Below are 21,475 nucleotides of genomic sequence, written 5' to 3' on the forward strand. Positions count from 1 at the left end.
AGAACTCAACGGACGACCACGCCAAACCCTCGACTGGCACAATCCAGCCGAGGTACTCCACAAACACCTGGTTGCAACCGCCGCTTGAAACCGCCAGGCCGGGACAGCGCGGTTTCCAGGAAGCCGAGTCGACCACGGCCCGGCGCACGGCCCGGCGCACGGCCCGGCGCACGGCCCGGCGCACGGCCCGGCGCACGGCCCGGCGCACGGCCCGGCGCACAGCCGGGCGCTGCGCGGGGTCAGCGGCCGAGGATCAGCAGCAGCACGGTGGTCAGCAGACCTGCGCCGAGGACCACAGTGATCGGTCGGGGGCCGAGCACCGCGTGTCGGCGGTCGGCCAGCACCCGGGCCGGCACCAGGCCGACCAACGGCCCGAGCAGCGTCACCACCAGCGCCAGCACCGGTAGTCCGACCGCCAGGTCCCCGCCGTACCCGACGCCCAGCGCTCGGGCGCCGGCGCCCAGCGCGTACGCCAGCACACCGCCGGCCACCCCGCAGAGCGCGAGCAGCGGGTTGACCGAGCCCGGCAGCTCACCCGGTTGACCGGCCCGGTCGAGCAGGTCACGGGCTTTAGCGAGCAGCAGCACCGGGTCGGTGGCCCCGACGCCGTTCGCCGGGGCGGGCGGGCCGCCGAGGCGTCGGGCGCCGAGGCGCGAGCGGACCTGCTGCCACAGGTGGGCCACCTCCGCGTCGACCCGTTCCTGCTGCTCACGGGCGGCGACAAGCTCCTCCTCGGCGCTCTGGAGCTGCTCGACCGCGTCGGCGACGGCCCCCTCGGCAGCAGCACACTGCCGCTCGTGCCAGGTGTGCGCCTCCGCGCGCTGCTCGCGCACCCGCGCGGTGAGGTCGGCCAGCCGCCGCAGCTGCGCCGCGTACGTCTCGCTGGTCACCGGTTCGTTCATCGTGTCAGTCCATACGGGATGATCACCTGTCCGGTGCGGTGGACCGCCCGGTCGAAGAAGAGCCCCCGCCAGGGGCGGGGATACCAGTCCGGGCCGCCGGTGCCCGGGTAGAGCGACGAGCCCAGCTCGCCGCCGTGCGCGTCCAGGGCCACCCAGGCGCCGATCTGGTCGGTACGGGCGGCCGGCCCACCGAGATCGGCGCGCATCCGGGCCACACCCCGCCACCAGGCCAGCACGTGCGTGCGTCGTTCCGGCCCGTCGTGCATGATCCGGCGCAGCTGCTCCAGGCCGGTACGCCGACCCGCGCGGGCGGCCAGCGCACCCGCTGCCGCGTCGACAGCGAACAGCAGCAGGTAGTGCGGGCTTCCCGGGCCGCTGAGCCCGTCGGCCGTCTCGGCCATCAGCTCGCCGACGGTCTCCTCGTCGTACCAGGCGGCGTCGTCGGCCAGGTCGTCGTAGAGGGCGCGGGCGATCGGGTCGGCGTCCGGGTCGAGGCAGGCGATGGAGAACCGGGCGGTGCCCGGCGGGTGCTGGCGGGCCAGCGACCGGGCCGCCGCGTCCAGCACCGCGCACGCCTCGTCGACGCGGGTCCCGAGCACCGCGAGGTTGCGGCCCGGGGCACGCGGCAGCCGCAGCGACGCCGAGCGGGACTGCACGTCGATGATCTCGCCGAGCAGCGCCACCGGGTTGCGCGGCGCGGTCCCGTCCGGGGGTGCGGCGAGCGCCCGGAAGTCCGGGGCGTCCGCCAACCGGGGGATCGCGTCGCCGTCGAAGAGCCGGGCGGGCGCCGCGTCGGGGGCGCGCATCCGCCACAGCCGGTGCTGCAACCCGCTCCAGGTCTCCCAGTCGCTGGCCGACGGGATGCGGGCGACCTCGTTGCCCTCCACCATGCCCGACTCGGCGTTGACCACCGCGTGCCAGCGCGGCAGCGACTGCGCCGCGTCGTTGCGCTCGGCGAGGATGCGCAGCGCCTTGGGCAACGCGATGCGCAGGGTGAACTGGGCGACCAGCGCGGGGCGGCCCCACAGCGCCTCGATGCCCCGCACGTCCTGCGATGCCAGGACCAGGTGGATGCCCTGGGACCGGCCGCGGCGGGCCAGGTCCTCCAGCAGGTCGGCCGCCTCCCGGGCGACCACGTCCCGGCCGGCCAGCAACATCTGGAACTCGTCCACCACGGCGACGATGCGTGGCCAGTGGCCGGTCGGGTCGACCGCCCGCAGCTCGGCGAGCTTGGTCACCTCGTGTTTCTTGGCCGCGTCGGCGCGCCGGCGCAGCTCCTCGGCGAGGAAGCGCAGCAGCGCCAGCCCGAACTCCCGGTCGGTGTTGACGTTGATGCCGACCAGCCGCATGTGCGGCAGCCAACTCGGGTCGCGCCGGCCCTGCGCGAACCGCGCGAAGGAGACCCCCTCCTTGAAGTCCAGCAGGTAGAACTCCAGCTCGGCGGGGGAGTAGCGGGCGGCAAGGGCGCCGATCCACGCGAAGATCAGGTTGGTCTTGCCGGTGCCGGACGGCCCGCCGATCAGCGCGTGCGGTGGGTAGTCGCCGAGCGTCAACCGCACCGGCCGGCCCTGTGGGCCCTCACCGATCGGCGCGGTCAGCCCGTCGGCGGAGTCCTCCCGCCACATCAGCTCGGGCGGGGGCAGCAGGTCGGTGAAGGGAGTCGGCGGGGGGCCCGCGTTCACCCGGGCGGCGACGTCCCGGCAGGTCTCGGTGACCAGCGTCGCCGGTGGCGGTGGGTCGAGACGGACCGGCAGCCCGGCCGAACCGCCGATCCGTGCGCCGGACACCCCGGCCACCACGCGGGTCACCGTCGGATCCTCCGGCAACGGCACCCCGTGCACCACCAGGTGTACGCCGCAGGCCGCGCCGGCCCGCACCACCCGGTCCAGTTGCCCGCGCTCGTGCCGGTTCAGCTCCTCACCACCGAGCAGCACCGCCACCCGCCACGGCTCGGGTCGCCGGCCGGTCGCCGCCGCCAGTTCGCGCAGCGACGCGTACTCGCCGGCGAGGACCGTCTCGTTGATCCGGCGGATCTGCTCCACCAGATCGTCCAGCAGCGGGCCCAGCCCGCCCGGGCCGACGAAGGTGAGCAGCCCCGCCGTGCCCAACGGGGCGAAACCGGCCAGTCCGCCGCCGAGCTGATCAGGGTCGTACCCGATCAGTCGTACCGCCCCGGGGTCGGCGCGGCCGACGGCCCGCAGCAGCAGCGCGGACACGACGGCGTCGCAGCCGGCGCGGTCGTTCCCGGAGAGGTGGACGTGCCCGGCGTCGAGCAGCGGCACCAGCGCGGGCACCGGGTCGACGCCGTCGATCCGGACCGTGCCGACCCGCAGCGAGCCGGGCGGCTCGGCCCGGCGGGCGGGCGTCGGCGTCCATCCGGCCCAGTCGGCCCCCGCGCAGCCGGGCGCCTCCTGGCGGGCCGCGTCGGCGGCCCGCCGGGCCAGCTCGGCGATCCGGGTGGAGTAGCGGGCGTCGATCTCGGCGATGCGGCGGTCCCGTTGGGCGCCCACCCGCGTCGGCACGGCGGCGGCGGCCCGCTGCACGCGGGCCAGTCGTTCGCGCCCGGCGGTCAGGTCGGCCTGGGCGGCGGACAGCCGGGTACGGGTGGCGCCCAACGCCTCGGCGAGGGTGTCCCGGACCCGGCTGGCCAGCTGACCGCGCCGGTCAGCCATCGGAGCCCCGACGCGTCGGCGCGTCCCGCCAGGGGCTGCCCGAGCGCGGGGGCAGCCCACCGGGGGGCGGCGGCCGCCCATCCGCGCGCAGTGGCAGCTCATCCGCGCGCGGTGGCAGCTCATCCGCGCGCGGTGGCAGGCCACCGGAGCGCTGCGCGGCGGCGCGGCCCGGCCGCTGCATCGCACTGCCGGCGCGGGGAACCGCGCCCGGTCGCCCGGTCCCGCCCGGTTGCTGCGCGCCCGTCGGTTGCCCCGCGCCCGTCGGTTGCCCGGCCCGCGCCGCTTGCCCCGCGCCGCCCGGTTGTCCGGTGCCCGCCGGCTCTCTGGCGCCCGCCGGTTCTCTCGTGCCGCCGGCCGGCAGGTCCCGGCCTAGGCGGGCGAGCAGCAGCCCGGTCGCCACCCCGGCGGTGACCGCGGAGTCGGCGGCGTGCGGTGGCTCCCCGGAGGCGCGCGGTGGCGGCATCCGGCACATCCGGGTCAGCAGCGTCTCCAGCACCGGGGGCGGCAGCCCGGGCAGCAGGTCGCGGACCCGCCCGTCCAACTCGCCGCGCAGCCGCCCGAGGTCGGTGGCGCGCGGCGGGTGCCCGAGCAGCTCACCGGCCAGCTCGCGCAGCAGCGGCGGCGCCAGCGCGGCCATGCCCAGCCCCACGTCGGCCGGGGCCCGGCGCAGCTCCTTACGGAGCCGGTCCCGGTCGCCGGAGCGGACACCACCCGCCACCCGGCGCAGCAACTCCTGGGAGTCGTCGACCCGCTCGTCGGGCTCGTCGTCGGCGCCCTCGCGCCCGCCGGTCAGCTCGGCCACCCGCACCGACCACCAGCGGCGCATTCGCACCTGCTCGGCCGGCTCCGGCGCGGCCGCTGTGGGCCCGGACGCCGGTGGCGTGTCGTGTCGGGAAGCGCGTTGCTCAGGGCGGGGCGCCGGGGCGCCGTCCGCGCCGAGCCCGATCGCCGTCAGGTAGGCCGACAGCTGTTCCTGTGCCACCCGCAGCGCGTAGCCGGCGCTCTCGGCGTGCTCGGTGGCGGCGGACAGCTCGGGCACCCCCATCGGGTTGGCCGACTCCTGTCGGACCCAGCGCAGCCGCTCCGCGGCCAGGCCGAACTTCTCCAGCGCCTGCCCGAGCAGCGCCACCGGGAACTCCTCGGTGGCGGCGCGGACCTGCCCGCCGACATCCTCGATGATGGACATGGCGGCCTACAGGGTGGAGACGTAGAGCTGCGCCTGCTCCACCGCGACAAGTGTCGCGGCGAGACACTCCTCCAGCTCCTGGCTGGCCTGGGTCAGCGACGCCTGGGCCGCCTCCACCGTCTCGTGCCCGCTGCCCTCCAGCGCCCCGGCCAGGGTCTGCTGTGCCTCGGACAGTTTCTCGCCGGCCGCCTGCACGGCTGTCTGCCCGTCCCCGATCTGTTGGAGGGCGACATCGATGGCAGCCTTCAGCTCGGCGACGCTCGCCACGGCGGAACCTCCTGGGGGCGGGGAGATCTCCATTAGAGCCTATCGGCGGTTCCTAAAGAACATCCGCCCTGTCGGTGTTCCTGCCCGCCTGTCCGGAAGGCCCTCGCAAGTGCCGGGAGTCCGATCTGTGGGAGTCCCAGTGCGAGAATTTCTCAGTTGCTGGTCGGGTTCTCCCGGAGCCAGCGGGGGCCGTACACCTCTGCGCCCAGCGCCGTCACCCGCCCGCGCAACTCCCGGTCGGCGGTGACCACCAGCCGCCGACGACGCGGCGCGCCCTCCACCAGCTCGACCACGGTGTCGTCGCCGGAGCCGGCGGCGGAGACCACCCGGACGCCCTCGGTGCCCGGCACGTCCCGCGCGGCCCCCTCGACCACCAGGACCACCTCCACCGGGGCGGTCAGCCGGGCCGGCAACCCGACGCTCGCCACCGGGGCGAGCGAGTCGCGCAACCGGGCCGCGGCCCCGGCACGATCACGCCACCAGCCGTTCGGGCGCGAGCCCACCACGTTGGCGCCATCCACGATCAGCAGCGGGGTCTCATCCATCCCGTCAGCCTGCCACCATCGGCCGGCCCTGACCCGACGCCACTCCCGGGGATGCCGGTCCTCCGCCACCTGCGGCGTTTGTCGGGGCGCGCGCCGGGTAGCCCCTGCCGACCGTGCCGAGCCCTACCGCGGAGGACAGACATGATGGGACCCGGTGACATCGGCTCCGACCCGTGGGACGAATTCCTGGCCAGGTACTTCGGCCGGGGCGAGGGAGGGCGCCGACCGCCGCACCGGGTCGACATCACCCGACTGATGACGGCCGACGCCCGGGAGATGCTGGCCGACGCGGCCCGGCGGGCCGCGCAACGGCAGAGCAGCGACCTGGACACCGACCACCTGCTCTGGGCGGCGCTGCAACGCGAACCGCTACGTGACCTGGTACGCCGGGCCGGCGCCGACCCGGACACCCTGCTCAACGCCCTCGGCGGAAAGGGCGACGGCGCGCCGCGCGGGGAGGTGCCGCCCAACCTGTCGCTGACTCCCGCCGCCAAGCGGGCGCTGCTCGACGCCCATCAGCTGTCCCGGGCGATGGGCGCCAACTACATCGGCCCCGAGCACATCCTGATGGCGCTGCCGCTCAACCCGGAGTCGCCGGCCGGGCGGATGCTGGCCGCCGGCCGGATCCAACCCGAGTCGTTGCAGGCCGCCAACGCCGAGCGTGGGCCGATGACCGGGCCGAAGCCGGACCGCGGCACCCCCACCCTGGACCAGTACGGGCAGGACCTCACCGACCTGGCCCGCAACGACCAGATCGACCCGGTGATCGGGCGGGCCGACGAGATCGAGCAGGCCGTGGAGATCCTGTCCCGGCGGACCAAGAACAACCCGGTGCTGATCGGCGAGGCCGGCGTCGGCAAGACCGCCATCGTCGAGGGGCTGGCCGAACGGATCTGCGACGGCGACGTGCCGCAGACCCTGCTCGGCAAACGGGTCGTCCAGCTCGACCTGGCCGGTCTGGTCGCTGGCACCCGCTACCGGGGCGACTTCGAGGAGCGGCTGAAGAAGGTGATCGACGAGATCCGGGCGCACCGGGACGAGCTAATCATCTTCATGGACGAGATCCACACCCTGGTCGGAGCCGGTGGCGCCGGCAGCGAGGGCGGAATGGACGCGTCCAACATGCTCAAACCCGCCCTCGCCCGGGGCGAGCTGCGGGTGATCGGCGCGACGACGCTGGACGAGTACCGCAAGAGCATCGAGAAGGACGCCGCCCTGGCCCGGCGCTTCCAGCCGGTGCTGGTGCCCGAGCCCAGCGTCGACGACACCATCGCCATCCTGCGCGGGCTGCGCGACCGGTACGAGGCACACCACCAGGTGCGCTTCTCCGACGAGGCGCTGGTCTCGGCCGCTGAACTGTCCGACCGGTACGTCACCGACCGGTTCCTGCCGGACAAGGCGATCGACCTCATCGACCAGGCCGGCGCCCGGGTGCGGTTGCGGACCCGTACCCCCGCGTCCGACGTGCGCGAGCTGGAGCAGGAACTCGACGAGGTACGCCGGGACAAGGAACAGGCCGTCACCGACGAGCAGTACGAGCGGGCTTCCGCGCTGCGTGACCGGATCTCCGAGTTGGAGGAGGACATCCGACGCGCGAACGGCGAGGACGGCGCGTCCGGCTCCCAGGTGCCCGAGGTGGGCCCCAAGGAGATCGCCGAGGTGGTCTCCCGGGCCACCGGTATTCCGGTCAGCCAGCTCACCGAGGAGGAGCGCGACCGGCTGCTGCGCCTGGAGGGTCACCTGCACCAGAGAGTGGTCGGTCAGGACGACGCGGTCACCGCGGTCGCCGAGGCCGTGCGCCGTTCCCGGGCCGGGCTGGCCGACCCGGAGCGGCCGATGGGCAGCTTCCTGTTCCTCGGCCCGACCGGCGTCGGCAAGACCGAGTTGGCGCGGGCCCTGGCCGAGGCGTTGTTCGGCGAGGCGGACCGGATGGTCCGGGTGGACATGAGCGAGTTCCAGGAGCGGCACACTGTCAGCCGGCTGGTCGGCGCTCCGCCCGGATACGTCGGCTACGAGGAGGCCGGTCAGCTCACCGAGGCGGTGCGTCGCCGCCCGTACGCGGTGGTGCTGCTCGACGAGATCGAGAAGGCCCACCCGGACGTGTTCAACATCCTGCTCCAGGTGCTCGACGACGGGCGGCTCACCGACAGCCAGGGTCGCACCGTGAACTTCAAGAACACCGTCCTGATCATGACGAGCAACCTCGGCTCGGAGCTGATCACCGGCGCGCAGCGCTCGGTCGGCTTCGGCACCGGCGACGTGGGCAGCGAGCAGGAGAGCAACGAGCTGCGGGAGCGGCTCATGCGCCGCCTCCAGGAGAACTTCCGCCCGGAGTTCCTCAACCGCATCGACGAGGTCATCATCTTCCGCCGGCTGGAGGCCGAGCAGCTGCGCGACATCACCGCCCTGCTGCTGGAGGAGACCCGCCGCCGGATGCACGCCCAGGACCTCCAGGTCGAGTTCACCACCGCCGGCATCGACTGGCTGGCCGAGCACGGCTACCAGCCGGAGTTCGGCGCCCGCCCGCTTCGCCGGGTGATCCAGCGGGAGGTGGACAACCACCTGTCCCGGATGCTGCTGGAGTCGGCGATCTCGCCGGGGCAGAAGGTCATTGTGGACGTCCGCGACGGCGCTCTCACCTTCGACGTGACAGCGGGCGAGCGGGGGTACACCGCCGCCACGACCACACACCCGCGATGAGCGGGTCGGCGCGAACTGACGACCACGAGGACCCGCACCGGAGCGCGGAGTCCGGGAAACCCCGGGACGAGGACGACCATCCCGACCCGATCCTGGCGCCGCCCACCGCCAACCCCCGCCGCACGCGGGTGCCCGCGGAGGGCCTGCATCCGAAGACCGACCAGGACGACCCGGAGACGTCCGGGCCGCCGCCTGCGAGAGGAGACCAGATGGTACGCGAAGCGCGGCTCGACCCCGAGGTGGAAGTGCTCTGGGAGGACTTCCACGCCGAGGTCAACGTCCCGTCGGAGCAGCTGCGGACCTGGCTGCTGACCCGGGGTTCGGGGGAGGAGTCGTTCAGCCCGAACCCGAACCTGGACCTGCCCCAGCCCGGCCGGGAGATCCTCAAGGTGCTCAACAAGCGCAAGGTGGACCTCACCCCGGAGGACATCGAGGTGATGCGGGAGGCGGTCGAGCGGATCCGCGAACTGATGGACGCCAAGCCGTCGCGCGGCAACGCCGACGACAGCTGGCGGCACTCCCTGCTGGACCTGGGCCACGACCCGCTCGTCGAACTCTGAGCGAGGTTCACCCGCGACGGTGCCGTCCCGAACCCGGGACGGCGCCGTCGCGGCGCGCTACTGGCCCTGGTCGGGCTCCAGGCTCGCGATGGTCAGGCCCGCCGCGTCGGCGGCGGCGTCCCGGTCGCCGCGGGTCTGGTCCTCCCGGGTGAGCAGGTTCGCGTATTCGGTCACGTCGGCCGGGTCGGGCACCGTCGGCAGGCGGCGCAGGAACGCCTCCACCTCGCGGGTGGCGGCGGTGTGCGCGGCAGCCGCCTGGCGCAGCAGTTCGCGGTCGTCGGCGGGCGGGTAGAGGTCGGTCATGTCCGCCAGATACCCGGCCCACGGCGGTTCGCACCGCCAGCGGCCGGGAATACCGGCAGCTCAGCCCGGTCGGACCCCGGTGGGCAGTCGGACGCCGAAGCCCGGGTTGCGGGGCAGCCAGGCCAGGTACGCCGGATGCGGCGCCAACGAGTCGACGTACGCCGCCTTGGCCGTCTCCAGCACCAGCTCCGCTCCCTGAGCGGCGGGGGAGTCCGGATGCCAACCGAGCAGTAGCCGCCAGCGCAGCGGCGTCCCGGCGAGTTGACGGGTGACCAGACCGCTCACCGGGCGGAACGTCGCCTGGCACAGGGCCACCGCCACTTCGGCCTCCACCAGGTCGACGCAGCCGCGGATGTCGGTCTCGTACACCTTGCGGGGGGTGAAGCCGGCGCGGGCGCAGGCAGCGGCGAAGCAGTCGGCGAAGCAGCCGTCGCCCGGCGCGGCGACCCACTGCTCGTGGCGCAGGTCGGCCAGGCGTACCTCGTCCTGCGCTGCGAGGGGATGGGTCTCCGGCAGCAGCACCAGCACCGGGTCGACGGCCACCTCCTGCCAGCTCAACCCGAACCCGGCCGACGGGCTGGCGTCGCCGCACACGCCGGCCAGCGCGAAGTCCAGTCGACCGCCGGCCACCAACTGCGCCAACTCGTCGACCGACCAGGACGCGTACGTGGTGATCTGGGCGGGCGGCTGCTCGGCTGCCAACCGGTGCACCATCCGACCCAGGATCGGGCTGTTCACGCCACCGAAGCGGTAGGACGGCAACGTGTCGCCCGCCCCGGCCAGTCGGGCGGCCTCGTCCTGCAGGCCCTTCATCGCCGGCAGCAGCACCCGGGCGCGGGCCAGCACCAGCTCACCGAGCGCTGTGGGCCGGGCCCCGCGCCGGTCCCGGTCGAACAGCGGGCCGCCCAGCGTCCGTTCGATGCGTTGGAGCTGGGCGGTGAGCGCCGGTTGGGCCAGGCCGAGCGCCGAGGCCGCCTTCGTCACACTTCCCGTCTCCGCGATCGCGCAGACCACCCGCAGGTGACGCAGCTCCAGGTTCATAGGGTGACGGTAGGACTACGCGTCTGCTGGCGGAATAGCCCAAGCGGATCGGTGATAATGAATGCATTGCCTGCGGTGGCCGGTCACCGGTCGCGCGGTGGCTCCGGCAGGTCCGCCAGGTACGTCGGCCGGCGGGTCACCGCGTCGAGGACCTTGTCCACCACCCCGACCGCCGGCTCCACGATCCGGTTCCACGGAGGGGTGGCCGGCGTGCCCGGGTGCGGTCGGGTCGGCGCGGCCTCCTCGGCGATCTCCAACCGGTTGCCGAGCCGGATCAGCTCCTCCTCGGTCGCGACAGCGCGCAGCTCGGCGACCAGCGCGCCCACCCCGTCGACGTGCCGGCGGACCCGCTCGGCGACCTCGGTCAGCGCCTCGTCCGTCAGCCCCTTCAGCGCGGTCAGCAGGGCCGCGTCGGCGTTGATCTCCGCGTCCACCCGCTCGGTGGTCGCCGGCAGCGCCGCGCGGACCGCCGGCAGCAGGTACTGCTCCTCGGCGGACACGTGCCGCGACAGCGCGGCGGTGAGCACCGCCAGCCCCTCCTGCGGCGTGGTGTCCGGGCCGGAGAGCTGGTCCAGCAGCGCCAGCAGTTGCTTGTGCTCCCGGTCGACGATGTCGGCGATGCTGCGACCGGCGGGTCGGTAGCCCTCCTCGGGTGCGGGCGCGGGCGGCAGCGGCGGCAGGGGAACAGCGGACATGGTGCCCTCCTCGACTGGCGGGCGGAAGCTCCGGCAGGGACGTACGGTCGTGGGCGGCGGTACCCGAACGCGGCCACGGCGAAACCGGCCCGTCGATGCGTCCCCCCGCGCCGGCCTGTCGAGCAGCCCGGGCTGGTATGAAGAGGCGATGACGAGCGATGCCGCCTCCGCCCGACCCGACCCGACCGCAGAGGTCGTGGATCTCTGCCGCGACCTGCTGCGCATCGACACCACCAACACGGGTGACAACGACACCAGCGTCGGCGAGCGCCGCGCGGCCGAGTACGTGGCGGAGAAGCTCGCCGAGGTGGGCGTGGAGTCCGTCCTGCACGAGTCCGCGCCGGGCCGGGCGAACGTCGTGGCTCGCATCCCGGGCACCGACCCGAGCCGGGGCGCGCTGCTGGTGCACGGCCACCTGGACGTGGTGCCCGCCGACGCCGACGAGTGGTCGGTGGACCCGTTCTCCGGCGAGCTGCGCGACGGCTACCTCTGGGGCCGGGGCGCGATCGACATGAAGGACTTCGACGCGATGGTGCTCGCCGTGGTGCGGCACTGGCAGCGCACCGGCGTGCGACCCCCGCGCGACATCGTGCTGGCGTACACCGCCGACGAGGAGGCGGGCAGCGACTACGGCGCGCGTTTCCTGGTCGACAACCACCGGGGCCTCTTCGACGGCTGCACCGAGGCGATCGGTGAGGTCGGTGGGTTCTCCTACTCGGTCAGCGACAGCCAGCGGCTCTACCTCATCGAGACGGCCGAGAAGGGCATCGACTGGCTGCGGCTGCACGCCAAGGGCCGCCCCGGGCACGGTTCGATGATGCACGACGACAACGCCGTCACCGCGCTCGCCGAGGCGGTCGCCCGGATCGGCCGGCACCGCTTCCCGGTGGTCGTCACCGACACCGTGCGGGCCTTCCTGACCGAGGTCTCCGACCTGCTCGGCATCGAGTTGGACCCGGACGACCCGGAGACGGCCATCGCGAAGCTCGGCCCCATCGCCAACATCATCGGCGCGACCATCCGCAACACCGCCAACCCGACCCGGTTGAGCGCCGGCTACAAGGACAACGTCATCCCCGGCCGGGCCACCGCCACCATCGACTGCCGCAGCCTGCCCGGCCAGTCCGAGCTGCTGGAGCGACAGCTGCGCGAGCTGGTCGGCCCGGACATCGCTATCGAGTACGTCCAGCGGCAGCCGGCGCTGGAGACCACCTTCGACGGTGACCTGGTCGAGGCCATGTCGGCGGCACTGCGCGCGGAGGACCCGGGGGCGCGGCCCGTCCCGTACATGCTCTCCGGTGGCACCGACGCCAAGGCGTTCTCGCAGCTCGGCATCCGCTGCTTCGGGTTCGCCCCGCTGCGGCTGCCCGCCGACCTGAACTTCTCGGCGTTGTTCCACGGCATCGACGAGCGCGTTCCGGTCGACGGACTACAGTTCGGCGTGCGGGTTCTCGACCGGTTCCTCCGCACCTGCTAGTCGTGTCCGGCGGTGACCGCCGGCACGCAACCTCCCCATCGTGAAGGGACTGCCCCACATGACCGACCAGCATGGTGAGCTGGACGCCGCTCTCGAGCGGGTGATCGAAGCGGCCCGCCACCACCTGGCTGCCGTACGCGCCGCGCAGGGCCGCGTCGACGACGACGACGTCTGGCAGGCGTACGTGGCGTTGAACAACGCCTCCTTCGCGTACGACGAGCGACTGCTCGACGCCTTCGGCGAGGTGACGCCGTGGGATGTCGACTCGATCGACCCGGACGAGGCCGACGAGCGTTTCGGCGGCGGCGAGGGAGCCGAGGCCAGCGACCCGCACCCCCGGGTGATCTCGGTGCGTCAGCGTCGTGACTACCGGGTGCCGAGCGTCGCCGCGCTGCTGCGGGTGGCCGAGGCGGCCCGCCGCGAGGGCACCCCGGAGGACGACGAGCCCGCGCCGGTGGAGGGCGTCGGCGAGGCGGTGCTGGAGCTGCTGCAGAGCGGCGACGGCTCACTCGGCGCGTTGGACGTCCCCGAGTTGGAACCGCTCGACGGGGTGGTCATGGTGAGCGAGGTGGGCACCCCGGTCGACCTGGAGTCGTTCGACGACGACGACGCGATCGGCCCGTTCCAGCCGGCGGCCGACGACCGGCTGGTCGGTCGGCTCGACGAGCACCCGTTCCTGGAGCTCGACGACGACCACGACCACGCCGGGCACCAGCACTAGGCCGGGTGCCGCCCGGGGCCGACTCCGGCCTCGGGCGGCACCGCCGGCTCGTCAGTAGGACAGACCCGGCTGCGGCTGGTTGACCCGCCGACGACGCAGCACCACCTGCCGCGTGCCGTCCCGGTACAGCCGCACCCGGGCCAACTCCCATCCGGAGAACTCCGCCTGGATCGCCAACTGCGCCGCGGCGGTCAACCGGTCGACGTTCGGCGGCAGCCGCAGTGGCGCGTACTCGTAGTCCATGCCCTCCATGCTGCCCAGCCCAGCGCCCCTCCGCCACCCCCTCCGGAGTGACCAACGACGCCACCGCGGGCGCCCCGTCCCGCCCCGTCCCGCCCCGTGCCCCCCGTGCCACCCCGTGCCCCCGTCCCCCCGTGCCCCGTCCGGTCCCTCGCGCGCCGATCTTGCACGTTCTGTCGCCGAGATGAGTGGAACGCTCCCTATGTCGCGACAGCAACTGCAAGATCGCGGAGAGGACCGGCTCCGGCCGGTCGATCATGGAGTTATGGTGTCTGGTTTGGTCTTGTTGCGGTGGCTTTGTCGCCCACCACAACTCCATGATCGGCGAGGCAGTGCTGCTCGGGGACTCAGTCAGCGGGGAGGTTCGCCGTCAGCAGGGCGGCGAGGGCCGGCGCGGCCAGGGCGACCGCTCGGGCGCTGCCCGGGTCGACCGCCAGCCCCCAGGACGGGTCCGGCCAGTCCTCGAACAGCTCGGCGCAGGGCAACGCGACGAACGGCACCCCGTCCCCGGCGAACGCGTTGAGCGCCCCGGGCGAGGTGAAGACCGGCAGCAGCGGCGCGCCGGTCGCGTCGCCGACCACCGTCCACGGGAAGTCGGCATCCGGCGTCGGTTCGCCGGAGAGGGGGACGCACACGGTGGCGCCGGCCAGCACTCCGAGGTAGCCGGGCAGGTCACGCCGGTCGACGGCCGCCGCGAGCACCGCCACCACCGCCGGCTCCGCGTCCTCGGCGGGCGCCGATCCAGGTCGCGCAGCCGGCACCGCCGGTCCAGGCTGAGCAGCCGGCGCCGCCGATCCAGGTCGCGCAGCCGGCGCCGCCGGTCCAGGCTGAGCAGCCGGCACCGTCGGTCCAGGTCGCGCAGCCGGCACCGCCGGTCCAGGCTGAGCAGCCGGCGCCGCCGATCCAGGTCGCGCAGCCGGCACCGCCGGTCCAGGCTGAGCAGCCGGCGCCGCCGATCCAGGTCGCGCAGCCGGCGCCGCCGGTCCAGGCTGAGCAGCCGGCACCGTCGTTCGGGGCCGCGCGGCCGGCACCGCCGCCGGGCCGGGCCGCGCGGCCGGCGGCAGCGCCCGGCAGGAGAGCGTGCCGGGCTCGTCGGTCAACACCTCGGCGGCGGTACGCGTCACGAACGCGCTGAGCCGCTCCACCTGCTCCGGAGTGCGCGCCGCCTCGTACCACCAGCCCTCGTCGCCGGTCGGGCGGTGCCAGCCGAGCGCGGCCAGGCGTGCCTCGTCGTGGCCGGGGCAGATCACCCGCACCACCTGGCGGCGCACCAGCAGCCGGATCCCGCGCGAACCGGCGGAGAGCTCCAGGTCGGTGTCCCGCTCGCAGCGGGCGACGGTGTCCCGCAGCCGAGCGGCGATCTCCGGCCAGGTCGGCGACGGCGACGTCACGCCGGCGCGCCCGGCAGGCGGTCGTCCAGCCGCCCGAGCTTGGCCACGGTCTCCTCCAGTCGGCCCAGCGCCGAGAAGTCCCCCGGCGTGCCGAACAGGTCGCCGAGCCCAGCGCCGAGCGCGACGTCCAACCCCTCGGTGTGCTCGTCGACGTGCCCGGAGGCCACCTCACGAGCCCGCCGGTACGCGTCGAGCACCAGCTCGGCCACCCCCTCCGTGCCGATGCGCAGGGCGGCGGGCGCGAGGGTGAGGCCGATCAGCGCGCCGGTGGCGTCGACTGTCGCCGAGACCAGCCCGCTCTCGTCGGCCGCGGTGCCGGACAGCTCGGCCAGGTCGTCGCGGAGGCCCGCGAACCGGCGTTCGATGTCGGCGATCCGCCCGGCGAGCGCGTCGAACGCGGACGTCGGGTCCGTCATGAGATTCCTCCCCGTGGATCGTGCGACCGGGTGGTGCCCGGCGGCCGGGAGATCGTATCGTCGGTGCGCTCGACTCATGGGGGAGGAACGGCATGCCACCGGATATCGATGTCGACGTGCAGGCGGTCCGTCGACTGGAGACAGCCGCCAAGCAGGTCGCCAGCTCGCTGGCCGCGCTGGAGGGGCAGATCGTCTCGGCCGGCGACGTGCCGTCTGACGCCTTCGGCCACCTGCCGTTCGCGAGCGACATGCTTCGTGACAAGTACGCCGAGCAGGTCACCGGCGGCAAGGAGTTGTTCGCCGCCGCGAACGCCGCGTTCGGCCGGGTCGCCACTGCGCTGGCCGACACGGCCGAGGCGTACGAGCACAACGAACGGGACCTCGACGCCGGGTTCAAGGCCATCCAGTCGGGGTTGCCCGGATGAGCGGCCCGGCCGGCAGCGCCGTCGAATTGTGGAACGGCCTGGACAGCGCGCTCTCCGGGGTGCAGGACGCCGTCGACAGTGTCTGCCGGACCCTGGCGTGGCCACTGATCCAGCTCGTCGACCTGGTCGACGGCGAGCCCGCCGTGCTGCGCGCGAAGGCCGCCGAATGGGACACGCTGGCAGCGCAGGTGCGCGACCTGGCCCAGGGGCACCGAGGCACCCGGGAGTCCGCGCAGGCCGGCTGGCGCTCACCGTCCGGTGTGGCGTACGGCCAGCGGTTGGCCGAGGTGGAGCAGCAACTCCTCGACGTCGCCGAGCAGTTCGCTGCGACCGCGGAATACCTGCGCAGTGTCGCCGACGGCCTGCAGACCGTGCACGACGTGCTGGTGGACCTCTGCGTGGAGTTCGTGAACTTCCTCCTGGTGACGCTGGTGACGGCGTTGCTGATGGCGCCGGTGACCATGGGCGCGTCCTGGGCCGCCGGCGTGGGCGTGGCCGTCACCAGGGGCCTGATCGTGGTCACCCGGATGTTGAAGGTCATCCGGCCGCTCGCCGTGCACCTGCAGAAGGTCATCCGGCTGCTGCAACGGGTCCTGCTGTACCTGCGCAAGCTGCGCACCCACCTGGACAAGCTGGTCGACATGCAGAAGGCGCTGCGCGCCGGCAAGAAGTACGCCGACAAGCGCCGCGCCGCCGGCAAGCTCGACAAGTGGCACCACAAGTTCCTCGACCCCTCCAAGGGCACCTACAAGCTGGGCAAGTCCGGTTCCCCGTTCGACATGGGCGCCCTCGACCGGGCCGCCGCGCTGCGCGCGCACGGGGTCGCCGACGGGGCTCGGGTGATCGCCCGGGACTGGGCGACCCACCTGCCGTGGAACGTGCCGAACTCCGTCGTCCACGGTGTCACCTGGGGGACTGTGGCGTTGACCAGCGGGCTCTCCGTGCCGGGCAGCGAACAGGTCGGCGACCAGATCGACCAGGCGGTGCAGGGCGGCGCCGACTGGATCGACCAGAATGTCTTCGGGCAGCCGCCGGCAGGTCAGCCGGCGGGCCGCTAGGGAGGCGACGGGTGATGTCAGGGGAGCGGGGTCGGCTGGGCCGGTTCACCGACGCGATGCTCGGCGGCGCGCGGGCCGCCCGGGACAAGGCCCGTGAGCTGCGGGACGAACTCCGCACCAGCGACGAGCCGGAGCGCGCCCTGGTGGCGCCGCTGCTGGCCGGGCAGGACCTCCGCTACGTGGGGCTCGGGCCGGTGCGCCTGTCGCAGACCCACCAGGCCGGTCGGCAGCTCGCCGACGACGTCAGCGCCGAGTTGGCCGACGCGCTCGACCCGAAGGTGCTGTTCGGTCTGCTCAACATCGTCAACCCGGTGGTCTGGGTCGACGCCGTGCTGGCGCCGGTGCGGTTGGCCGCGGGTGTGCTGCTGCTGCCGGGCAAGGCCGGCGCCATCGCCGCCGGGGTGCCGGAGTTGGCCGCGCCGGAGCCGGGCCTGCCCCAGCAACCCGCCCAGCGGGAGCCGATCCCGCTCACCGAGGAGCAGGAGGCGTTCCGCGCGCTGTTCCGGCTGAGCCTGTACCGGCCGCTGGCCGAGCAGCTCGCCGAGATCGCCTACCGCCGCCGGTACGTCTTCAGCGGCGACCTCGCCACCCTCGCCGGCAGCCTGCTGCTCTTCCTGGAGCGTTACAGCGGCACCCCGTTGGCGGTGACCGACACCCACCTGCACCTGCTGCGGATGGGCCCCCGCCCGGACGCCGACCGGCCCGACCGCCGTCAACCGCGGGTGCTGTGGAGTGTGCGCCGCGACCGGGTGGCCCGGGTCGACTCCGAGCGTGGGGCGAGCGGGCTGGTGCAGCTCACCTCCACCATCGTCTTCGACGACGGCTCGTGGGTCCGGCTCACCCAGCCCGCGCTGCGCGACGACCAGTCGCGCTTCCTGACCGCCATCCACGACCTCCCCGGACAGCGCCCGACGCCGTGACCCGGGGGCGCGGGGCCAGCCGGGACCCGGCCGGCGGGTCAGCCGTCTCGTTCGGGGTAGCCGACCGGCACCGCTGACACGTCGTCCAGCGCGGTGGTGATCTCCTCGGGCAGGGTGATCCGTTCCACTGCGAGCGCGCCGAGCAGCTGCCCGACCGTGCGGGCGCCGAGGATCGGCGCGGTCACCCCAGGCCGGTCCCGGATCCAGGCCAACGCCACCTCCAGCGGCGACACCCCCAGCCCACCGGCCGCTGTCGCCACCGCCTCCACGATGCTGGAGCAGCGCGGCTCCAGGTAGGTCGAGACGAACCGTTCGAAGTGCGGCGACGCGGCCCGGGAGTCGGCCGGACGGCCGTGCCGGTACTTGCCGGTGAGCACGCCCCGGCCCAGCGGCGACCAGGGCAGCACGCCGAGGCCGAGCGCGTCGCACGCGGGCAGCACCTCCCGCTCCACACCGCGCTCCAGCAGCGAATATTCCACCTGGGACGCGACCACCGGCGCCCGCCCCGGCCAGGCGGTCTGCCAGGCGGCGGCCCGCGCGGTCTGCCAGCCGGAGAAGTTCGACACGCCGACGTAGCGGACCTTGCCGCTGGCCACCGCGTGGTCCAGGGCGGCCAGGGTCTCCTCCAGCGGGGTGTCCGGGTCGTACCCGTGCACCTGGAACAGGTCGACGTGGTCGGTGCCGAGCCGGCGCAGCGACGCGTCCAACGTGCGCAGCAGGTGCCCCCGGGAGCCGTCCCGACGTCGGCCACTGCCGGGGCGCAACCCGGCCTTGGTGGCGATCAGCAGATCTTCGCGGGGCACGAGGGACCCCAGCAGCGAGCCGATCACCGACTCGGCGTCGCCGTCGCCGTACACGTCGGCGGTGTCGATCAGGTTGCCGCCCGCGTCGAGGTAACTCTTCAGCTGAGCGGCCGCATCGTCGGCGTCGGTGTCCCGGCCCCAGGTCATGGTGCCGAGCGCGAGCCGCGAAACCGCCAGCCCGCTTCGGCCGAGCGGTCGCTGTTGCATGGGTGAACCTTATTTCGAACCTGCCGCCACCGATATCCTCGCTCCCGTATCTCTGCCGGTTCTGCCGGTTCCGCCGCCCCGGGCTGCCCCGATGGAGGGGGAATCAACTGTGTCGAGCCGGTGAACGAGTCCGTTATCGGCATTGCGTAACCTGGGGCGACCTGTGCCACGGATGGGGGAGGACCAGTGCGACTCGGGCTCAGTCTCGGATACCAGACGGCGTGGAGCACACCGGCCGACCACCTGGCGCTGGCCCAGGAGGCGGATCGGCTGGGCTATTCGGTGGTGTGGGCGGCGGAGGCATACGGCTCCGACTCGCCGAGCATGCTCGCCTGGATGGCCGGCCAGACCGAACGGATCGACGTCGGCGCCGCGGTGATGCAGATCCCCGCCCGTACGCCGGCGGCCACCGCCATGACCGCCGCCACTATCGACGCGCTCTCCGGCGGCCGGTTCCGGCTCGGCCTGGGTGTCTCCGGCCCGCAGGTGTCCGAGGGCTGGCACGGCGTGCGTTTCGCCAAGCCGCTCGCCCGGACCCGCGAGTTCGTCGACATCGTCAAGCTGGCCATCGCCCGCAAGGAGGTGGCGTACGACGGCGAGCACTACACGTTGCCGCTGCCGGACGGCCCGGGCAAGGCCCTGCGTCTGGGCTTCCACCCACCCCGCGAGCACATTCCGATCTACCTGGCCGCGGTCGGCCCGAAGAACCTGGAGCTGGCCGGCGAGATCGCCGACGGCTGGCTGGCGGTGTTCTACGCCCCGGAGTTCGCCGAGGAGCAGCTGGCCTCGGTGCGCGCCGGGCGGGCCAAGGTCGGCAAGGAGTTGGCCGGGTTCGACGTGGTGCCGTCGGTGCCCGTGGTGATCGGCGACGACGTGGCCTCCTGCGCCGAACTCGTCCGCTGGTACGCCGCTCTCTACGTGGGCGGCATGGGCAGCCGGCAGCAGAACTTCTACAACCAGCTCGCCACCCGGATGGGCTACGGCGACGCCGCCCGCGAGGTGCAGGACCTGTACCTGGCCAAGCGGCAGCGCGACGCCGCCGCCGCCGTACCCATGGAGTTCATCGACCGCACCTCGCTGCTCGGCCCGAAGGAGCGCATCGCCGAGCGGATGCGGGAGTACGCGGCGGCCGGCGTCACCACGCTGTCGGTGACCCTCTTCGTGGCCGACCGGGACAGCGGTGTGCAGACCCTGCGTACCGTCGCCGAGGCTCTCGACCTTTCGGGAGTCGGCGAGTGACCTGGGTCGAGGCCATCGTCCTGGGCATCGTCCAGGGACTGACCGAGTTCCTTCCGGTCAGCTCGTCGGGGCATCTGCGGATCACCTCGGCGATCTTCTTCGACCGGGACGCCGGCGCGTCGTTCACCGCGGTCACCCAGCTCGGCACCGAAGCGGCCGTGCTGATCTACTTCGCCAAGGACATCTGGCGGATCACCCGGACCTGGCTGGTGGGCATCCGGGACAAGTCGGTCCGCTCCAGCCTCGACTACCGGATGGGCTGGTACGTGATCGTCGGCTCGATCCCGATCGGGCTGTTCGGTTTCGTGTTCAAGGACCAGATCAAGACCGCCGGGCGCAACCTGTGGGTGGTGGCGACCACGCTGATCGTGTTCGCCTTCGTGCTGGCCTTCGCCGAGTACTGGGGGCGGCAGACCCGCACCCTGGAGAACTTCCGGATGAAGGACGGCATCGTGATGGGCTTCGCCCAGGCCATGGCGCTGGTCCCCGGGGTGTCCCGCTCCGGCGGCACGCTCACCGCCGGCCTGCTGCTCAACCTGACCCGGGAGGCGGCGGCACGGTACTCGTTCCTGCTGGCCATTCCGGCGGTGGTGATGTCCGGCGTGTTCAGTCTCGGGGACGTCTTCGAACCGTCCGCCCCTGGCACGTCAGTGCCCACCGTGGCCCAGACGATCGTGGCCACCCTCATCGCGTTCGGCATCGGCTACGCGGCCATCGCCTGGTTGCTGCGTTACGTCGCCCACCACACCCTGTACGTCTTCGTGCTGTACCGGGTCGCGCTGGGCACCCTGGTCCTGGCCCTGCTGCTGACCGGCACCATCGACGCCACCTGACCGATCTGCCGACGGCCCCCGGCTCCGCCCGCAGGCGAAACCGGGGGCCGCAGTCGTCGGGTCGCCGCCCGCGACGGCCCGGCCCGGGGGCCAGGTCATAGGGTGGTCCCGTGGCGACCCTTCTGCTTCTGCGACACGGCCGAACCACGGCGAACGCCGATGGCGGTCTGGCCGGTCGGCAACCGGTCGAGTTGGACGACACCGGGCGCGCCCAGGCCAGCGCGGTCGGCGAGCGGTTGCGGGCGGTGCCGCTGGCCGCCGTGGTGACCAGCCCGCTCATCCGCTGCCGGCAGACCCTGGAGTTGGCGCTCCCGCAGGCCGCCCCGGTGGTCGAGGACGGGTTGATCGAGTGCGACTACGGCAGCTGGGAGGGGCAGCCGCTGAAGAAGCTCGCCAAGGAGCCGCTCTGGCCGGTGGTCCAGCAGCACCCCAGCGCGGCGGTCTTCCCGGGTGGGGAGGCGATGGCGGCGATGGCGGCGCGTGCCGTGGCGGCGGTGCGTTCCTGGGACGCCCGGGTGAACGCCGAGCACGGGCCCGAGGCGGTCTGGTTGGCGTGCAGTCACGGTGATGTGATCAAGGCCATCGTGGCGGATGCGCTCGGCGTACACCTGGATGCCTTTCAGCGGATCGTGGCCGATCCGGCGTCGGTGACGGCGATCCGGTTCACGCCGCTGCGTCCGTTTCTGGTGCGGCTCAACGACACCGGTGGCGACCTGGCGCCGCTGGTGCCGCCGCCGGCCAAGCGGCGTCGGCGCGCGACCCGCGTGGCCGACTCGGACGCTGCCGTCGGCGGTGGGGCGGGTGCGTCGCGGTGAGGCGCGTCACGACACCACCCCCGGTCGGGGCGTCAGCGCACCCCGCAAAGGCCGCCACG

At 73.6% G+C, this 21,475-nt stretch carries 22 protein-coding genes; 10 read left to right on the forward strand and 12 right to left on the reverse strand.

Features of this window, described 5'->3' with window-relative positions:
- Window positions 1–239 precede the first annotated feature (239 nt).
- From ABZS40_RS25765 to ABZS40_RS25785, 5 genes are all read right to left on the reverse strand, one after another.
- A complete protein-coding gene (locus ABZS40_RS25765) occupies window positions 240–902 on the reverse strand; it encodes a hypothetical protein (protein ID WP_354946073.1) in 663 nt (220 codons plus the stop codon).
- Window positions 899–3,574, reverse strand: a complete 2,676-nt coding sequence (locus ABZS40_RS25770) for an FtsK/SpoIIIE domain-containing protein (RefSeq protein ID WP_354946074.1) — start codon at window positions 3,572–3,574, stop codon at window positions 899–901. Before ABZS40_RS25770 ends, ABZS40_RS25765 begins: the two co-directional genes overlap by 4 nt.
- Window positions 3,567–4,760, reverse strand: coding sequence for a hypothetical protein (locus ABZS40_RS25775; protein WP_354946075.1), 1,194 nt, complete (start codon window positions 4,758–4,760; stop codon window positions 3,567–3,569). Before ABZS40_RS25775 ends, ABZS40_RS25770 begins: the two co-directional genes overlap by 8 nt.
- Window positions 4,761–4,766: 6 nt before the next feature.
- The gene (locus ABZS40_RS25780; protein ID WP_030332749.1) at window positions 4,767–5,027 is read right to left on the reverse strand and encodes a hypothetical protein; all 261 of its coding nucleotides are present in this window, start codon (window positions 5,025–5,027) and stop codon (window positions 4,767–4,769) included.
- A 152-nt stretch (window positions 5,028–5,179) separates the two neighbouring features.
- Window positions 5,180–5,572: a hypothetical protein gene (locus tag ABZS40_RS25785; RefSeq protein WP_238679125.1), complete on the reverse strand. Its 393-nt coding sequence runs from the start codon at window positions 5,570–5,572 to the stop codon at window positions 5,180–5,182.
- 141 nt (window positions 5,573–5,713) lie between these two features.
- Between ABZS40_RS25785 and ABZS40_RS25790 the strand changes: the two genes are divergently transcribed.
- Window positions 5,714–8,272, forward strand: coding sequence for an ATP-dependent Clp protease ATP-binding subunit (locus tag ABZS40_RS25790; RefSeq protein WP_354946076.1), 2,559 nt, complete (start codon window positions 5,714–5,716; stop codon window positions 8,270–8,272).
- Between the two features lie 209 nt (window positions 8,273–8,481).
- Window positions 8,482–8,832: a DUF3140 domain-containing protein gene (locus ABZS40_RS25795; RefSeq protein ID WP_238672160.1), complete on the forward strand. Its 351-nt coding sequence runs from the start codon at window positions 8,482–8,484 to the stop codon at window positions 8,830–8,832.
- A 57-nt stretch (window positions 8,833–8,889) separates the two neighbouring features.
- On the opposite strand, the gene ABZS40_RS25800 is transcribed toward ABZS40_RS25795, so the two are convergent.
- The 3 genes from ABZS40_RS25800 to ABZS40_RS25810 form a co-directional block, all read right to left on the reverse strand.
- Window positions 8,890–9,135 (reverse strand): hypothetical protein, encoded by a 246-nt coding sequence (locus ABZS40_RS25800; protein ID WP_238646958.1) that lies wholly within the window; start codon window positions 9,133–9,135, stop codon window positions 8,890–8,892.
- A 60-nt stretch (window positions 9,136–9,195) separates the two neighbouring features.
- Window positions 9,196–10,176 (reverse strand): LysR family transcriptional regulator, encoded by a 981-nt coding sequence (locus ABZS40_RS25805; RefSeq protein ID WP_354946078.1) that lies wholly within the window; start codon window positions 10,174–10,176, stop codon window positions 9,196–9,198.
- Between the two features lie 83 nt (window positions 10,177–10,259).
- Complete coding sequence (locus ABZS40_RS25810) at window positions 10,260–10,871, reverse strand: hemerythrin domain-containing protein (RefSeq protein ID WP_354946080.1); 612 nt, start codon at window positions 10,869–10,871, stop codon at window positions 10,260–10,262.
- A gap of 148 nt (window positions 10,872–11,019) precedes the next feature.
- Between ABZS40_RS25810 and ABZS40_RS25815 the strand changes: the two genes are divergently transcribed.
- The gene (locus ABZS40_RS25815) at window positions 11,020–12,348 is read left to right on the forward strand and encodes a M20/M25/M40 family metallo-hydrolase (RefSeq protein ID WP_354946082.1); all 1,329 of its coding nucleotides are present in this window, start codon (window positions 11,020–11,022) and stop codon (window positions 12,346–12,348) included.
- Window positions 12,349–12,406: 58 nt separating this feature from the next.
- Complete coding sequence (locus ABZS40_RS25820; protein WP_354946083.1) at window positions 12,407–13,069, forward strand: hypothetical protein; 663 nt, start codon at window positions 12,407–12,409, stop codon at window positions 13,067–13,069.
- Between the two features lie 51 nt (window positions 13,070–13,120).
- Here ABZS40_RS25820 and ABZS40_RS25825 read toward each other — a convergent pair whose 3' ends face one another.
- The 3 genes from ABZS40_RS25825 to ABZS40_RS25835 all read right to left on the reverse strand — a co-directional run bounded on the left by ABZS40_RS25825 (window position 13,121) and on the right by ABZS40_RS25835 (window position 15,116).
- Window positions 13,121–13,312: a DUF5703 family protein gene (locus ABZS40_RS25825; protein WP_013734349.1), complete on the reverse strand. Its 192-nt coding sequence runs from the start codon at window positions 13,310–13,312 to the stop codon at window positions 13,121–13,123.
- 344 nt (window positions 13,313–13,656) lie between these two features.
- On the reverse strand, window positions 13,657–14,700 hold the full coding sequence (locus ABZS40_RS25830; RefSeq protein WP_354946085.1) for an SseB family protein: 1,044 nt from the start codon (window positions 14,698–14,700) through the stop codon (window positions 13,657–13,659).
- Window positions 14,697–15,116 (reverse strand): YbaB/EbfC family nucleoid-associated protein, encoded by a 420-nt coding sequence (locus ABZS40_RS25835; protein WP_238679132.1) that lies wholly within the window; start codon window positions 15,114–15,116, stop codon window positions 14,697–14,699. Before ABZS40_RS25835 ends, ABZS40_RS25830 begins: the two co-directional genes overlap by 4 nt.
- 92 nt (window positions 15,117–15,208) lie before the next feature.
- On the opposite strand from ABZS40_RS25835, the gene ABZS40_RS25840 reads away from it, so the two are divergent.
- The 3 genes from ABZS40_RS25840 to ABZS40_RS25850 are packed head-to-tail and all read left to right on the forward strand — an operon-like array spanning window position 15,209 to window position 17,519.
- Entirely contained in the window at window positions 15,209–15,541 is a 333-nt protein-coding gene (locus tag ABZS40_RS25840) for a hypothetical protein (RefSeq protein ID WP_124822552.1), read from the forward strand.
- Window positions 15,538–16,599 carry a WXG100 family type VII secretion target gene (locus ABZS40_RS25845; RefSeq protein ID WP_354946086.1) on the forward strand — a complete coding sequence of 354 codons (1,062 nt, stop codon included), beginning with the start codon at window positions 15,538–15,540 and terminating at the stop codon, window positions 16,597–16,599. Before ABZS40_RS25840 ends, ABZS40_RS25845 begins: the two co-directional genes overlap by 4 nt.
- Window positions 16,600–16,613: 14 nt before the next feature.
- Complete coding sequence (locus ABZS40_RS25850; protein WP_354946088.1) at window positions 16,614–17,519, forward strand: hypothetical protein; 906 nt, start codon at window positions 16,614–16,616, stop codon at window positions 17,517–17,519.
- Between the two features lie 38 nt (window positions 17,520–17,557).
- Here the strand turns inward: ABZS40_RS25850 and ABZS40_RS25855 are convergent, their stop codons facing one another.
- Window positions 17,558–18,529, reverse strand: coding sequence for an aldo/keto reductase (locus ABZS40_RS25855; RefSeq protein ID WP_091408467.1), 972 nt, complete (start codon window positions 18,527–18,529; stop codon window positions 17,558–17,560).
- A gap of 186 nt (window positions 18,530–18,715) precedes the next feature.
- Here ABZS40_RS25855 and ABZS40_RS25860 point away from each other — a divergent pair, with 186 nt between their 5' ends.
- From ABZS40_RS25860 to ABZS40_RS25870, 3 genes are all read left to right on the forward strand, one after another.
- The gene (locus ABZS40_RS25860; protein ID WP_030332780.1) at window positions 18,716–19,768 is read left to right on the forward strand and encodes an LLM class F420-dependent oxidoreductase; all 1,053 of its coding nucleotides are present in this window, start codon (window positions 18,716–18,718) and stop codon (window positions 19,766–19,768) included.
- Window positions 19,765–20,601: an undecaprenyl-diphosphate phosphatase gene (locus ABZS40_RS25865; RefSeq protein WP_112587410.1), complete on the forward strand. Its 837-nt coding sequence runs from the start codon at window positions 19,765–19,767 to the stop codon at window positions 20,599–20,601. The genes ABZS40_RS25860 and ABZS40_RS25865 overlap by 4 nt, the downstream gene beginning before the upstream one ends.
- A 110-nt stretch (window positions 20,602–20,711) precedes the next feature.
- Complete coding sequence (locus tag ABZS40_RS25870) at window positions 20,712–21,416, forward strand: MSMEG_4193 family putative phosphomutase (protein WP_354946091.1); 705 nt, start codon at window positions 20,712–20,714, stop codon at window positions 21,414–21,416.
- Window positions 21,417–21,475 lie beyond the last annotated feature (59 nt).

Origin of the sequence: Micromonospora sp. NPDC005324 (genome assembly GCF_040607155.1) — a bacterium.
Taxonomy (GTDB): domain Bacteria; phylum Actinomycetota; class Actinomycetes; order Mycobacteriales; family Micromonosporaceae; genus Micromonospora; species Micromonospora trifolii.